This window comes from Sphingorhabdus sp. (assembly GCF_046154385.1).
In the GTDB taxonomy this organism is placed as follows: domain Bacteria; phylum Pseudomonadota; class Alphaproteobacteria; order Sphingomonadales; family Sphingomonadaceae; genus Sphingorhabdus_B.
The window spans coordinates 1-13,603 of the sequence record NZ_JBJXFW010000037.1; the positions used below are offsets into that span (position 1 = coordinate 1).

At 54.0% G+C, this 13,603-nt stretch carries 14 protein-coding genes and 1 tRNA gene; 6 read left to right on the plus strand and 9 right to left on the minus strand.

Annotation, left to right across the window (positions count from 1 at the left end; translation table 11 throughout):
• The first annotated feature begins 212 nt into the window (after nucleotides 1-212).
• Nucleotides 213-680 (plus strand): hypothetical protein, encoded by a 468-nt coding sequence (locus ACKVOS_RS06620; RefSeq protein WP_409211228.1) that lies wholly within the window; start codon nucleotides 213-215, stop codon nucleotides 678-680.
• A gap of 133 nt (nucleotides 681-813) precedes the next feature.
• Here ACKVOS_RS06620 and ACKVOS_RS06625 read toward each other — a convergent pair whose 3' ends face one another.
• The gene (locus ACKVOS_RS06625) at nucleotides 814-1,575 is read right to left on the minus strand and encodes a hypothetical protein (RefSeq protein ID WP_409211229.1); all 762 of its coding nucleotides are present in this window, start codon (nucleotides 1,573-1,575) and stop codon (nucleotides 814-816) included.
• Between the two features lie 113 nt (nucleotides 1,576-1,688).
• Here ACKVOS_RS06625 and ACKVOS_RS06630 point away from each other — a divergent pair, with 113 nt between their 5' ends.
• Together ACKVOS_RS06630 and ACKVOS_RS06635 are read left to right on the plus strand one after the other, a co-directional pair.
• Nucleotides 1,689-1,925, plus strand: coding sequence for a helix-turn-helix domain-containing protein (locus ACKVOS_RS06630; protein ID WP_409211230.1), 237 nt, complete (start codon nucleotides 1,689-1,691; stop codon nucleotides 1,923-1,925).
• A gap of 80 nt (nucleotides 1,926-2,005) precedes the next feature.
• Nucleotides 2,006-3,322, plus strand: a complete 1,317-nt coding sequence (locus ACKVOS_RS06635) for a hypothetical protein (protein ID WP_409211231.1) — start codon at nucleotides 2,006-2,008, stop codon at nucleotides 3,320-3,322.
• 316 nt (nucleotides 3,323-3,638) lie between these two features.
• On the opposite strand, the gene ACKVOS_RS06640 is transcribed toward ACKVOS_RS06635, so the two are convergent.
• Nucleotides 3,639-3,713: transfer RNA gene (locus ACKVOS_RS06640), tRNA-Gly, on the minus strand.
• Nucleotides 3,714-3,925: 212 nt separating this feature from the next.
• Here ACKVOS_RS06640 and ACKVOS_RS06645 point away from each other — a divergent pair.
• Nucleotides 3,926-4,834 carry a tetratricopeptide repeat protein gene (locus ACKVOS_RS06645; RefSeq protein WP_409211284.1) on the plus strand — a complete coding sequence of 303 codons (909 nt, stop codon included), beginning with the start codon at nucleotides 3,926-3,928 and terminating at the stop codon, nucleotides 4,832-4,834.
• Nucleotides 4,831-5,448: an LON peptidase substrate-binding domain-containing protein gene (locus tag ACKVOS_RS06650; RefSeq protein WP_409211232.1), complete on the plus strand. Its 618-nt coding sequence runs from the start codon at nucleotides 4,831-4,833 to the stop codon at nucleotides 5,446-5,448. Before ACKVOS_RS06645 ends, ACKVOS_RS06650 begins: the two co-directional genes overlap by 4 nt.
• A 17-nt stretch (nucleotides 5,449-5,465) precedes the next feature.
• Here the strand turns inward: ACKVOS_RS06650 and ACKVOS_RS06655 are convergent, their stop codons facing one another.
• The 6 genes from ACKVOS_RS06655 to ACKVOS_RS06680 form a co-directional block, all read right to left on the minus strand.
• Entirely contained in the window at nucleotides 5,466-6,086 is a 621-nt protein-coding gene (locus ACKVOS_RS06655; RefSeq protein ID WP_409211233.1) for a MarC family protein, read from the minus strand.
• The gene (locus ACKVOS_RS06660) at nucleotides 6,083-6,769 is read right to left on the minus strand and encodes a hypothetical protein (protein WP_409211234.1); all 687 of its coding nucleotides are present in this window, start codon (nucleotides 6,767-6,769) and stop codon (nucleotides 6,083-6,085) included. The genes ACKVOS_RS06655 and ACKVOS_RS06660 overlap by 4 nt, the downstream gene beginning before the upstream one ends.
• Nucleotides 6,770-6,773: 4 nt before the next feature.
• On the minus strand, nucleotides 6,774-7,670 hold the full coding sequence (folD, locus tag ACKVOS_RS06665) for a bifunctional methylenetetrahydrofolate dehydrogenase/methenyltetrahydrofolate cyclohydrolase FolD (RefSeq protein ID WP_409211235.1): 897 nt from the start codon (nucleotides 7,668-7,670) through the stop codon (nucleotides 6,774-6,776).
• On the minus strand, nucleotides 7,667-7,969 hold the full coding sequence (locus ACKVOS_RS06670) for a YggT family protein (RefSeq protein WP_158901572.1): 303 nt from the start codon (nucleotides 7,967-7,969) through the stop codon (nucleotides 7,667-7,669). The genes folD and ACKVOS_RS06670 overlap by 4 nt, the downstream gene beginning before the upstream one ends.
• A 70-nt stretch (nucleotides 7,970-8,039) precedes the next feature.
• Complete coding sequence (argB, locus tag ACKVOS_RS06675; protein ID WP_409211236.1) at nucleotides 8,040-8,930, minus strand: acetylglutamate kinase; 891 nt, start codon at nucleotides 8,928-8,930, stop codon at nucleotides 8,040-8,042.
• A gap of 2 nt (nucleotides 8,931-8,932) precedes the next feature.
• Nucleotides 8,933-9,589 carry a queuosine precursor transporter gene (locus ACKVOS_RS06680; protein ID WP_409211237.1) on the minus strand — a complete coding sequence of 219 codons (657 nt, stop codon included), beginning with the start codon at nucleotides 9,587-9,589 and terminating at the stop codon, nucleotides 8,933-8,935.
• Nucleotides 9,590-9,674: 85 nt separating this feature from the next.
• Here ACKVOS_RS06680 and ACKVOS_RS06685 point away from each other — a divergent pair, with 85 nt between their 5' ends.
• Nucleotides 9,675-10,937: a NupC/NupG family nucleoside CNT transporter gene (locus ACKVOS_RS06685; RefSeq protein ID WP_409211238.1), complete on the plus strand. Its 1,263-nt coding sequence runs from the start codon at nucleotides 9,675-9,677 to the stop codon at nucleotides 10,935-10,937.
• A gap of 5 nt (nucleotides 10,938-10,942) precedes the next feature.
• Here ACKVOS_RS06685 and mutS read toward each other — a convergent pair whose 3' ends face one another.
• Nucleotides 10,943-13,549 carry a DNA mismatch repair protein MutS gene (gene mutS, locus ACKVOS_RS06690; protein WP_409211239.1) on the minus strand — a complete coding sequence of 869 codons (2,607 nt, stop codon included), beginning with the start codon at nucleotides 13,547-13,549 and terminating at the stop codon, nucleotides 10,943-10,945.
• Nucleotides 13,550-13,603: the final 54 nt, after the last annotated feature.

A 13,603-nucleotide genomic window follows, 5' to 3' on the forward strand; every position in this document is an offset into this window, starting at 1 on the left:
AAAAACAATCGAACATCGGCGCTTGCATCACCGCAAGCTCGCCGCATAATATCAACCAACCAATGGACCCAAACACTCACCTGTTTTAAGCTGGCATATGTCTCAAATTATCTGACGACGGACAGATCAATTGTCCAAAGGCTTTACGTGAACACATCACCATCGACGGAAAACCTACGATAGAACTAGACTATTCAGGCTGCGCTATCCGAATGTTGTATCATCAGCGGGGATTGGAATGTATCGATGACCCATATCAGCTGCCTCTTATTTCAGACCATGAAGCCTCTCAGGGTTTCATCCGTGGTCATTATCGTGATGCCCTCAAAATGCTAACCCAAGCGCTCATAAACGGCTCAAAAAGGGATAGCGATATGATGTGCGACTTACCCAAAGGGGTTTCGTTCTCTCCACGTTTCACCAGAGATCAGGTAATGCAAATGATTGAGGAAAAACATGCAGCAATAGCTGGAGCTTTTGGTTCAGGTGCAGGAATCATGCTTCAACGGAAGGATTCGGATTTAGCATTAGAGATTGTCACGAAGTTAAAAGACAAAGGCATTTTGGCCCTACCTATTCATGACTCCTTTATCGCTAAAACTGAAAAATTACATGAATTAAAAGAACAAATGATAGAAGCCTATCGACAATGCTTTGGATTCAATCCAGTTATAAATTGATATTATTAGATAGTACTATCTACTAAACTCTTCATTTAAGGGAACCCATAACCCACTTGAAGCCCTGTCATTTTATAACTTTTCTATTTATTGATTATGATTCTGATAAAAGAATATGATTTTGTCAAAATATCTACCGTATTTTTGAAACCCTTGCGGTGACGATGTGCTTTTCCGCTCCAACGGTAACAACTATCGTGACCAGATCGTTGCTGGATAGCTTATTGAATGCAGATGGTGGCGTGTAGGCAACAACACCCCCCATTAGTCCGCCGGAAGGTATCGTGGTTCTACGAACTACGCTTTCCAAAGCTTGTGATCCGCTTAGTTGGCGGCCATTGATTGCCTGAGCGACCGCCAAAGATTGCCGTTGCGCTGCTAGCTGCTGTTGCTGCGCTAACGCCGGATCATATCCGGAGTAAGTGCCGCTACCGCTGACATAGCCGCCGCTGTTAGTTATGCCTGAATAATTGAAGCTCCCCGATGTGTACCCATTGGCTCCTCCAGCCGAGAGTGCGCCACCGAGGACAGCAAGGGCTTGCCGCCGCTTAATGTCCCTTCTCAGCTTTCCAACGAGTTCCTCATGTGTCGCTATTTGGACGGTTTTGCCCTTTGCGTATTCGATGGTGATATTCTCTGGACCAAAAGCAACAGGCTTATCTGAGCGATTCAGGACAATAATGCGGAATGTGGATTGCTTATCCGGAAGCGCGTCTTGGCTGCTCACCACCCTGACGGTCGATCCTAACCGGGGGTCATCCACGGATTGCATGCCATTTTGCCAGTTTTCAACCTGGCCATTTGTCGGACGAATTTCGAGGCGATATTGCGCCTTTGCATAAGCATTTGTTGCCATGCCGAGGCAGAGCGCAATTGCCAGAGTTGCTTTTCTCATGATTGCCCTTCCTAATAACTGCGATCTTTATAGTCGGCGAAAGTTAAAATTTTGCAAAATGGTATACAATTGCCCGTGGACTGAAAGTCATCATTCATTGCCTAACCTGTGCGATGGACGAGAAGGCAATCCTTCAAGAATTGGGCAACAGGATCAGGGCGCAACGCAAAAGCATTGGCCTAACGCAGGAGACTCTCGCTCTGGCTGCTAATGTGGATCGTTCATATTATGGGGCTGTGGAGCGCGGGGAGCGCAATGTCACGTTTACGGTGCTATGCCGCCTATCTATTGCCCTCCAATGCGATGTTGCCCGGCTGACAGGGGACCTACCGCCTAACGTCCCGATATGAACCTCTAGTAACGTCCTTACGCAGATTCACTTGAAATTTTATATAGTTCGAGGTTAGCTGGCCGTTAGGGGGCTTCCTAAATGAGCTACAAGTCAATCCCGCTCGACAAATTGTTGGTAAATAGAGAGAACGACCGACACGGAGAGTTGGAAAATGAAACTACGGCAATCGCTTGGTTGTTTTCAAATCATCTATCTCAGATGAAGAAACTTGCGCGTGATGTTGTCCAAGCGGGCGGACTTTATGAGCCGCCATTGGTTTATCCCGACAGCTCAAATTTTATCGTTTACGATGGAAATAGACGAACAACTTGTCTGAAGTTGTTGGCCAACCCCAAGCGAGCGCCGGATTCGGACCTACAGAAGTTCTTTGCTGATTTACGTGGGCACTGGCGAGGTAATTTCCCAACAACGATAACTTGTCGTGTTGAATCTGATCGTGATGAAATCGATGAAATTCTATTTCGGCGACACACTGGGAGTCAGGGTGGCGTCGGCCAGAGTAATTGGAACGATCGCATGAAGACCACGTTCGTTAATCGAACGGGCAAGGGTGGAAAACTCAATGTAGCCGATGAAATAGAGGAGCGGCTGAAAGCAGCAAATCTATTGCCAAAAGGAAAGCGCATTCCTCGAAGCAACCTTAATCGCCTCCTATCAGCTGAGGCATTCAGAAGCCGTGTCGGTATATCGACTGCCAAAGGGCGGTTTCAGTTTATCCGTAAGGAAGACGTATCGTTAAAGGCTCTAGCGCGGATTGCTGACGACCTCGCCCATCGCCGGATAACTCTTGACGACGTTTGGGACGTAGATCGCAAATCTGAATATCTTGATAAGCTGGAATCCGAGGGGCTGTTACCTACAGCGGCTGATGCAATCCAGAAACAGTCTAAAGGAAGTGGCGGAAAATCTCCCAAGGCAACCTCTGGAAAGTCGCAGCAAAAAGCTCAGAAGCCAGATAGACGTACAACTCTAATTCCTCAGGTTGAATATGGCGTTGCTTGGGCTGGCCGCCTTCAGCGACAACGGGCGATTTGGGAGGAATTGCAATTTAAGCTGGAGTTGGACGAACATCCTAATGCAATCGCGGTTTTATGCCGTGTGCTTCTTGAGCTTTCGGTTGACAACTACATCAATCAAGCCAACCTGACCACTACGTCGGAGAGCGATCCGCTTTTGAAAAAGCTCATCTGTGCAGCAGAGAATCTGCATTCTCTAGGCAAGATAAATAAGCGATATGTCGAGGTAGTAAGAAAAGCGCGGACAATGGACGCAATCGTCTCGGTCGATACACTTAACAAATATGTTCATTCATCAAGCCTTGCCCCAGCTGCCGACCACCTAACGGCGTTATGGGATGCGTTTGCTGAACTGGTTGTCCACTGCCTCAATGAATGACCATAATTGCAGCAACTACCCACGGACTGAATGCCAATTCCAAAGCCAAAAGAACTTCGTAACCCACCTAAGTTTTTTAAAATTTTTCTCTAGCCCGAGAGGCCGAATATCATACGGCTGCGACGTACTCGATTTTTACCCCCCCCCCCCACCCCTTCGGGGGCTTGCCTTCAGATTTTCACCCGCCAAGAACAGAGCGGCTTTGCAAGGCGAAAATAGCTATGGGGATGCTGGATTTAGCAAGCTCAATTGTGGGGATGCAGTGGGGCGCTATGCGGCCCAGCGCTAAGATATGTTTATAAGTCATTGATTTTATTGGAGCGGGCGAAGGGATTCGAACCCTCGACCCCAACCTTGGCAAGGTTGTGCTCTACCCCTGAGCTACGCCCGCTCTGGCGGTCGGGTTCCGTGATTGACCTAGTGGCCATCGCGATTCCCCGACAGGTGAGGCGCGCCGTTAGCATGGGGGTTTTCCCCCCGCAACCCCTTAATCAATGCTTTTTATTCAAACGGGTGTTTGCCTATCTTGTATATGGCGTGGCTTTGGGCACATAGGGCATTATCGATTCTGCTTTGAAAGCATGGAGAATAACATTGGCAACGATGGGCCTGACCACCGAAGAACAAAAAGCTGTAGAACAGTTCCGCCAACAGGTGGTGACGCCGTCCATGGACAAGCTCGTGATTCTTGATTTCTGGGCTGAATGGTGCGGACCGTGCAAGCAGTTGACGCCAGTGCTTGAAAAAGTCGCCGCAGACTATGCCGATCGTGGCGTGGTATTGGCCAAAGTGAATGTCGACGAAAACAAGTTTATCGCCGCACAATTTCAGGTCCGCTCGATTCCCACCGTCTATGCGATTTTTCAGGGCCAGCCTGTGGCCGACCTGACCCCGGCGCGCACTGAACCGCAGTTGATGCAGATGTTGGACCAGATACTGGAAAAACTGCCAATCACCGGCGGCAATGATGCATCCGACCCAGCCGCGCAGATCGCGCCATTGCTGGATGCGGCAGAAGAGCTGTTGGATCATGATGGCGCCGAGCAGGCTTATGGTCTGTTTATCGATGCGCTGGCGATCATGCCCGAGCATCCCGCAGCCCTGTCGGGTTTGATTCGCGCTTTAACGGTGATGGAGCGCGCGGACGAGGCCCAAGCGATTTTCGACAGCCTTAGCCAAGACCTGAAATCCGATCCCGCGCTGGTTCGCGCAGGATCGTTACTGAGCATTACCGCAGCCGCCATTGCCCCCGATGAACTGGAAGCACTCAGGGCATCGGCCGATGCAGCCCCCGACGATCATGCAAAACGGCTGGCTCTGGCAAATGCGCTGATGGCGGCGGGACAGCGGGATGAAGCGGCAGATGCGTTGTTACACAGCATAGCGGCCGACCGGGAATGGAATGACGGCGCGGCAAAAGCGCGCCTGCTCGAAATTTTCGCGATGATCGGGTTGGAAGACCCGTGGGTTGCGGCCACCCGTCGCAAATTGTCAGCTGTTTTGTTCGGATGACCATCCGCCGCATCTCCATCTTTCCCTTACCCGGCGCAATCTTGTTTCCGGGCATGCAATTGCCGTTGCACATTTTCGAACAACGCTATCGCGATCTTGTCGGCGACTCGCTCGCGCGGGACCGGATGATCGGTATGGTCCAGCCCAAAGGACAGGGAAATAGCCCCGCCGTATTTGAAGTGGGTTGCCTCGGCAGGATCGGCGATGTCGAAGCGATGGAGGACGGCCGCTACAATATTATATTGGAAGGTCTTCAGCGGTTTTCGATTCGCAAAGAACTGGATGTATCCACAAGCTTCAGACAAGTGGAAGCAGACCTTTGGGAAGAAGATGAGGCATCGGACGCACTGTCCATTGCCGAACGCGCTTCGCTGGAAATCGAATCACGGCGCTTTGCCGATATTCAAGGCTATGCCGTGGACTGGGCAGCGGTTGGCCAATTGGACGATTATTCGCTGGTCAATGCAATCGCGCAAATCGCGCCTTTTGATTTTGCCGCAAAACAGGCGTTGTTAGAGGCACGCGGTCTTTCCATGCGCGCGGATTTGATTGTCCAACTGATGCAGTTTTTCGGACGACACGATAGCTCGGATGATCGCGTGACCTTGCAATAACTGAAGATTGGGCGTGATTAGAGAAAGCTTTCGCGCAAACCGTCAATGACAAATTGTGCCGCCAGCGCGGCCAACAATACGCCCAGCAACCGAGTGATTACCGCCTCTGTCTGCGCGCCGAGAATCCGCATCAACGGTCCGGCGGCCATCAACGCTACCAAGGTCAGCGCCAGAACAGCCAGCAAGGCGGAAAGGATGATACTGGCCCTTTCGAGTCCTTCATTTTGCGACATCAATAGCATGACCGAAGCGATTGACCCGGGCCCGGCGATCATCGGCATCGCCATCGGGAATACCGAAACATCTTCGATTTCCGGAGTGTCGATAATTTTTTGCGCCCGTTCTTCACGGCGTTCGGTACGCTTTTCAAAAACCATGTCGATGGCAATCAGGAACAGCATTATCCCGCCAGCAATCCGAAAACTGTTCAGTTCGATATGAAGCGCCGCCAATAATTCTTCACCAAATAGCGCGAATACAAGCAATATAATCGACGCCACAAAAATAGCCCGAAACGCCATATTGCGCCGCTGGGCGGCACTCGCGCCTTTTGTCAGGCTGGCATAGATCGGCGCGCAACCCGGCGGGTCGATGACGACAAAGAACGTAATGAATGCAGATAGAAACAGATCAATCATGGTTTGGCCGCGACCCGGTCCAAGATAACAGTTTCGGATGCGAGTCCGTTCCACAGCTTTACTTCGACCGTCCGGCTGCCATCAGGTTGAACGACCCATGTGTAGCTGAGCGACTGGTCCCGCGACAAACCGGTTTTCATCTGCGCACCTTCGGCAGGGGCCAGCAAAAGCGCAGGCGCTGTGCCTTTGCAACTTGCTACCTTGGTTTCTATCATTTCGGCGGGTGTTCGCGGTGCAGACAGTGCATCGCCATGGTCGACGACCCATCTCCATTCGCCTTCGCCGCGTTCGTTTCTTTGAATAAACTGCCAAATTGTTGTAAAATAGCCAAAGCTACCGTCCGGGCGCTGCCAAGCACCTGTGGTCGCACCCATTTTACCATCGCATGACATGAACGCCTTGTGCGTTTGCCACTTGACCGCAGCGGGCGGGTCTGCGCGGCCTTTGAGCCAGGCCTGGGCCAGATTGGGTTCCGGGTCGAACATTACGGCATCCTTCGCCGCTGTCGCGCGAAAGGCGGTCCACTGCCCCTTTTCTTGTGCCAGCCGGGCAAAGGCTATTTCAGCCGAGATGATCGCGCTCGGATTGGCGATCCGCGGTTCGAACCCCGCCGGTGCGCGCGGTCCCCCGGCACAGGCCGAGAGAGACAACAGCGCTGCGCCAACTAAGCCAATCCGAATCATCGCATCAAAACCCCTTTGGCTGTGGCAGGTCGGCACGGCGATATGCCGCCACCAGTGTATTGCGCAACAAACAGGCGATTGTCATGGGGCCAACCCCTCCCGGTACCGGTGTGATGGCGGCAGAATGCACCGCCGCCTCGGCAAAGGCAACATCGCCGACCAGACGACCTTTGGTTTCGCCTTCGGCAGGCGCGAGCCGGTTGATACCAACATCGATGACCACGGCACCGTCCTTGATCCAATCGCCTTTCACCATTTCCGCGCGGCCAACTGCGGCCACGATGATATCGGCTCGGCGCACGACATCGGCCAAATCCTGTGTCCGGCTGTGCGCGATCGTGACGGTGCAATTTTCGGCCAGCAATAGTTGCGCCATCGGCTTGCCTACAATGTTGGAACGACCAATCACTACGGCATTTTTGCCTGACAAATCGCCCAACCGGTCCTTGAGAAGCATCAGACACCCCAAAGGCGTGCAGGGAACAAAGGCATCTTCGCCCACGGCAAGCCGTCCGGCGTTGACGACGTGGAAACCGTCCACATCCTTGGCTGGATCAAGTGCGGCAATGACGGCCTTGTCGTCCATATGCGAGGGCAAAGGCAATTGAACGAGGATACCATCAACCTGTTCATCGGCGTTGAGCCGTTCGACCAAAGCAATCAGGTCGGCCTGTGCGGTATCTTCGGGCAGGCGATATTCGAAACTGGCCATTCCAGCTTCAATCGTCGCCTTTTTCTTGGAGCCTACATAGACCTGGCTTGCGGGATCGTCACCGACCAGCACAACGGCCAGCCCGGGCTTGCGGCCGCTATGTGCAACGAAGTCCGGCACAGATACCGCAATACGTCCGCGCAGATCCGCGGCGAATGCCTTGCCATCAATGATATTATCCGTGCTCACATGCCCGCCGAAGCAATGTCATTGGCCAGACCCATCAACAGCATTTGCAGGATGCGCAAACCGATCAGCAGCACCATGGGAGAAAAGTCGATCATGCCTGTATCCGGCATAATCTTGCGGATCGGTTTTAGAAACGGATCCAATATCATGTTCAGGGCATGCCAGATCGAGGATACGAAATTGTTCGACAGGCTGACCACATTGAAAGCGATTAACAGGCTAAGGATGAATTGAACGATGACGACGGTCGACAAGATCGTCATCAAATAACCAATGATCGAAATAAGCGCGAGAAGCATGGGTTTCTCCGATAGAAGACAGGTAGGTGCGATTAGCCGAGGCGGCGCGCTGTATCAACACCCTAAAACACTATTTATGGATCAACGTGCCCGCGCCCTTGTCAGTGAACATTTCGATCAGCATCGCATGGCTTGCACGCCCGTCCAATATGACCGCCGCATCCACCCCGGCCTCCACCGCATTGACGCAGGTTTCGATCTTGGGGATCATCCCGCCACTGATCGTCCCATCGGCTTGCAACGCGGCAATTGCTTCGGGATCGAGATCGGTCAGCAGTTCCCCTGCTTTATTCAGTACGCCCGCGACGTCGGTTAACAGGAAAAGGCGGGATGCACCCAGCGCACTCGCCACGGCACCGGCCATAGTGTCGGCGTTGATATTATAGGTGTGCCCATCCTCGCCCACGCCAATCGGTGCGATGACGGGGATCATTCCGGCGCCGCTGATTGTATCAATAACGCTACGGTCAACTTTTTGCGGTTCGCCGACAAAGCCCAAATCGATGTTGCGTTCGATATTGCTGTCGGGGTCCTTTTGGGTCCGTTGCACCTTGGTCGCGGTCACAAATCCGCCATCCTTGCCGGAAATTCCCAGCGCCCGGCCACCGGCAGCGTTAATCCAGCCGACCAGTTCCTTGTTGATCGCACCCGACAATACCATTTCGGCCACTTTAGCGGTTTCGGCATCGGTGACGCGCAGGCCATCCACAAATTCGCTTTCGACGCCCAGTTTTTTGAGCATTGCACCAATTTGCGGCCCGCCGCCATGCACAACGACCGGATTGATACCGACCGCCTTCAGCAAGACGACATCCGATGCAAAATCGCGTGCCAAAGCCGCATCGCCCATTGCATGGCCACCATATTTGACAACAAAAGTCTTGCCCGCATAGCGCTGCAAGTAGGGAAGGGCCTCGGTTAACGTTTCCGCCTTGGCAAGATTGATCGGGTCAATGCTCATGGTCAGACAGCCTCGTCCAGCTTGCGGCCGATCCGCACCACCAGTGCAATGACCAGCGGCACCATCACGGCCGACAGAACAATCTTGGCGATCATTTGCCCCACCATGAGGTCAGCAATCGGACGGACGCCATAAAAGGAGACGGTAATAAAAATCAGCGTATCGACAATTTGCGAAAGCGCCGCAGCAATAAAACCGCGGATCGCCAGAAACCGCCCCGACGTTCCCTTAAGCCTGGCGAACAGCCAGACATTCAGCGATACCGACACGCCATAAGCCAATATGCCTGCGGCCATCATCCGGCCGCTTTGCCCAATGATGATCGGAAAAGCGTCCTTAGCCGGCTCGTACATTCCGGCGTCAGTGGGAAGTTGCAGCACGAAATAGGACAGGCCAATCGCGATAAACAAGGGCACAAATCCAAAGCGGACTAGCCTGTCGGCGACCTCGCGCCCGTGCAGTTCGGCGATCGCACTTGATACGGCAATCAACGTCAAAAACGGGAAAATCCCGGCTTCAACCGCCAATGGACCGATGGCAACCTGTTTTGCCCCCAAAAACCCGCCCAGCGGAACCATGCCACCATAAAAAATGGCAAACAGAAAGAGCGAGCGCGGAATGGCACTCGAAGAGGTGCCCGATATGGTCTGTTCAGTCATGGACACTGACTAGCGTCTAATTTTATTGGCGCAAGACCGTGCTTGGCGCTAGGTGGTGGGTAAATAATTCTGGGTCGGGGATTTTATGCAAATTTTGATGAGCCTTGCGGGCATGATTGTCATTTTGGCTATTGCAGTCATTTTATCCTCTAACCGACGCGCCATCCGATTTCGTGTCGTAGGTGCCGCCTTCGCTCTGCAAGCAAGCCTTGCCGCGCTTGTTCTTTACGTCCCCTGGGGCAAAACGGTTCTGGGTTTCATGTCGAACGGCGTTTCAAATTTGCTGGGATATGCCGGTGAAGGTACGCGATTCATCTTCGGGCCACTGGCCTCGCCCGAAATCGGCGGCAACAGCTTTGCGATTGCCGCATTGCCGGTCATCATCTTCTTCGCTTCACTGATTTCAATCCTCTATTATCTTGGGATCATGCAATATGTCATCCGCTGGATCGGCGGCGGTTTGCAGAAAATAACCGGCATTTCAAAGGTTGAAAGCTTGTGCGCGGCGGCGAATATCTTTGTCGGCCAGTCGGAATCGCCATTGGTAATCCGGCCCTATCTCGCCGGGCTCAAGCCCGAGCAACTTTTCTGCGTTATGACGGTCGGCATGGCAGGAGTCGCAGGAACCATCCTGGCTGCTTATGCCTCAATGGGAATACGCATTGATTATTTGCTGGCCGCAGCGTTCATGTCGGCGCCGGGTGGGATATTGATGGCCAAGTTAATGATGCCGGACATCCCGCCCATGCCCGTCAACGAAGGCGATCTGGCGCTCGGCAATCCACACCCGGATGACGAACCTGTTATCGTCCATGACGAGGAAGAGAAGCCTGCGAATATCATCATGGCCGCGACTCAAGGCGCGCAAACCGGCGTCAAGCTTGCGGTCGCGGTAGGCGCAATGGTGTTGGCCTTTGTCGCACTTGTCGCGTTGGCAAACGGTATATTGGGCGGAATTGGCGGCTGGTTCGGTCAGCCCGAACTTAGTTTTCAGCAAATTGTCGGTTATGTCTTTGCGCCGCTCATGTTTTTGTTGGGCGTTCCTTGGAACGAAGCCATTCAAGCAGGCGGACTTTTCGGTACCAAAATTGTCTTGAACGAATTTGTAGCCTTTATCGAGCTGGGTGCTGCCAATACGCTCTCGGCCCCGACTGTTGCTATCGTAACCTTTGCGCTTTGCGGTTTTGCCAACATCCTTTCTGTCGCCATTCAGATTGCGATAACCGGCGGATTGGCCCCTAACCAACGCCCGATGATTGCAAAACTCGGGCTGAAGGCACTGGCCGCAGGATCATTGTCCAACTTGATGAGTGCGGCGCTGGCGGGGCTTTTTCTAAGCCTTGTGTAAGTGTGTCACCCCTCCCCAGCCGCACGTTTCAATTCGTAGAGCAGATCCAGCGCCGACCGTGGGCTAAGCGAATCGATATCCAGACCCGTCAGTTTTTCGCGCAAGGCATCGACCTTGGCTTCGGCGGCATCAAGCGCCGCGCTGAAAAGGGGTAAATCGCCCAAACCCGCTGCCAACCCACCAGTTTCGGCGCGGCCTTTTTCAAGCTTTTCCAGAACCGCTTTTGCGCGCGCCACAACAGGTGGTGGCAAGCCTGCCAGTTTCGCAACAGCGATGCCGTAACTGCGGTCGGCGGGGCCATTGGCCAGTTCGTGCAACAGCACCAGATCGCCCTTATATTCCTTGGCGCGCACATGGTGGAGCGAAAGCGCATCGAGGCTGTCAGCCAAACGGGTCAGTTCATGATAATGTGTTGCAAACAGGCAGCGGCATCGGTTGGATTCGTGAATGCCCTCGACCACCGCCCAGGCAATAGCAAGCCCGTCATAGGTGGATGTCCCGCGCCCGACTTCGTCCAGAATAACAAAGCTCCGGTGTGTCGCTTGTGCCAAAATTGCAGCAGTTTCGACCATTTCGACCATGAATGTAGAGCGGCCCCGCGCCAGATTATCGGATGCCCCTACACGGCTGAAAAGGCGATCAACCAACCCCAATCGCGCGGATGTCGCGGGCACATAGCTGCCGGATTGCGCCAACACCACAATCAACGCATTTTGCCGCAGAAAGGTCGATTTACCGCCCATATTGGGACCGCTGACCAGCCATAGCCGCTTTTCCGGCGCAAGAGTGCAGTCATTGGCGATGAAGCGATCGCCTGATTTGGCAAGAGCGCTTTCCACCACCGGATGCCGACCGCCTTCGATGTGCAATTCGGCATTATCTATGAAGATGGGACGGCACCAGCCGCCTTCTGCTGCACGTTCGGCGAGCGCCGCGGCAACATCAATCCGCGCCAACGCGTCAGCGCTCTTCGAAATCGCGTCCCGGCGATCAAGGACATGCGCGATCAGCTCTTCGAGATGCGCTGACTCTGCTGCCAGGGCATGGCCTCCGGCTTGCGTGATCCGCATGGCTTCTTCGTGCAGCTCGGGCGAGTTGAATCGCACGGCACCGGCCATCGTTTGGCGGTGTGTAAACCCTGTACCAGGTGCCATCAACGCATCACCATGCCTGACCGGAACCTCCACAAAATAGCCAAGCACAGCGTTATGCCGGATTTTCAGTGCCGTGATTCCCGTCGCCTCCCGATATCGTGCTTCCAACTGGGCAATTGCCAGACGGCCATCACGCCCCGCCAGCCGCAAGGCGTCAAGCGCGGCATCATAACCTTCGGCGATATAGCCGCCCTGCCCCGTGTCGGTTGGTGGCGCACCGACCAATGCGCGGGTGAAAAGGTCCACCATTGAACCATGGCCGTCGAGCGTCGGCAGCAGCTGATCCATAAGAGCTGGCCGGTCGGTCATTGCACCAAGTCGTTCGCGTAAATTGCGGGCACCCGACAGGCCATCGCGAATCTGTCCCAGATCACGCGGACTGCCCCGTCCCGCCACAACCCGGCCCAATGCCCGGGCGATATCGGGCAGCTGCCGCAATGCAGACCGAATGGTTTCGCGCAGCAAAGGCGCTTCGTTAAACCATTGCACCAGCGACAAGCGCGCTTCGATCTTTTCGCTGTCCATCAGCGGCGCTGCCAGGTCCGCCGCCAATTGCCGCGCGCCAGCTCCTGTAATTGTTCGGTCGACCTCGGCCAGCAATGTTCCTGCTCGTCCACCTTTGGAGGAATTCGTGATTTCCAGACTGTCACGGGTTGCCTGATCAATCAGTAAATGGTCATGGACTTCGCGCCGCAACGGTATTTTCAGGAAAGGCATTTTTCCCTGACCAACATGGGCCAGATATGCCAGCATACCACCTGCGGCAGCCAGTTCCGGCCGGGTCAAAGGACCGATAGGATCGAGTGTTGGCAACATGAAATGCCGCTTCAGACTGTCTTCACCCGATTGGCTGTCAAATTCAGCGGCAGGACGGGGAATGGCCCCGAATGGAGCACCTTCAAACCCTTGCGCCACGACGATTTCGCTGGCCACAAGCCGAGCCAGTTCAGCTTCCAAGGCACCGAAAGATACTGTGACCAGTTCAAAATGGCCCGTCGATATATCGGCCGCAGCGATACCCACATTGTCGTTCACCGCCGCCAACGCCACGAGCATGTTCGATGACCAACTGTCGAGAAGGCTATCCTCTGTCAACGTACCTGCCGTGACAAAACGGATAATGTCCCGTGCCACAAGAGTCTTGGATCCACCTCGAGCTTTTGCTTCCTCGGGGCTCTCGGTCTGTTCGGCAATCGCAACGCGATGCCCCGCCTTTATCAAGCGCGCCAGATAGCCTTCTGCCGCGTGGACCGGAACGCCACACATGGGAATGGGTCGGCCGTCATGTTCACCGCGAGATGTAAGTGCGATATCAAGCGTAGCCGAAGCCTTGCGCGCATCATCGAAAAACAATTCGAAAAAGTCGCCCATCCGGTAGAAGAGTAGGCAGTCGCCAGCCTTAGCCTTCAGACCCAAATATTGCACCATCATCGGTGTCGGTTTGCCGTCCCCTGCCATATGCCATGTGCGTTAGCGAACGATAGGCGTCGGGGCAATGCTTGCCCTACCTTC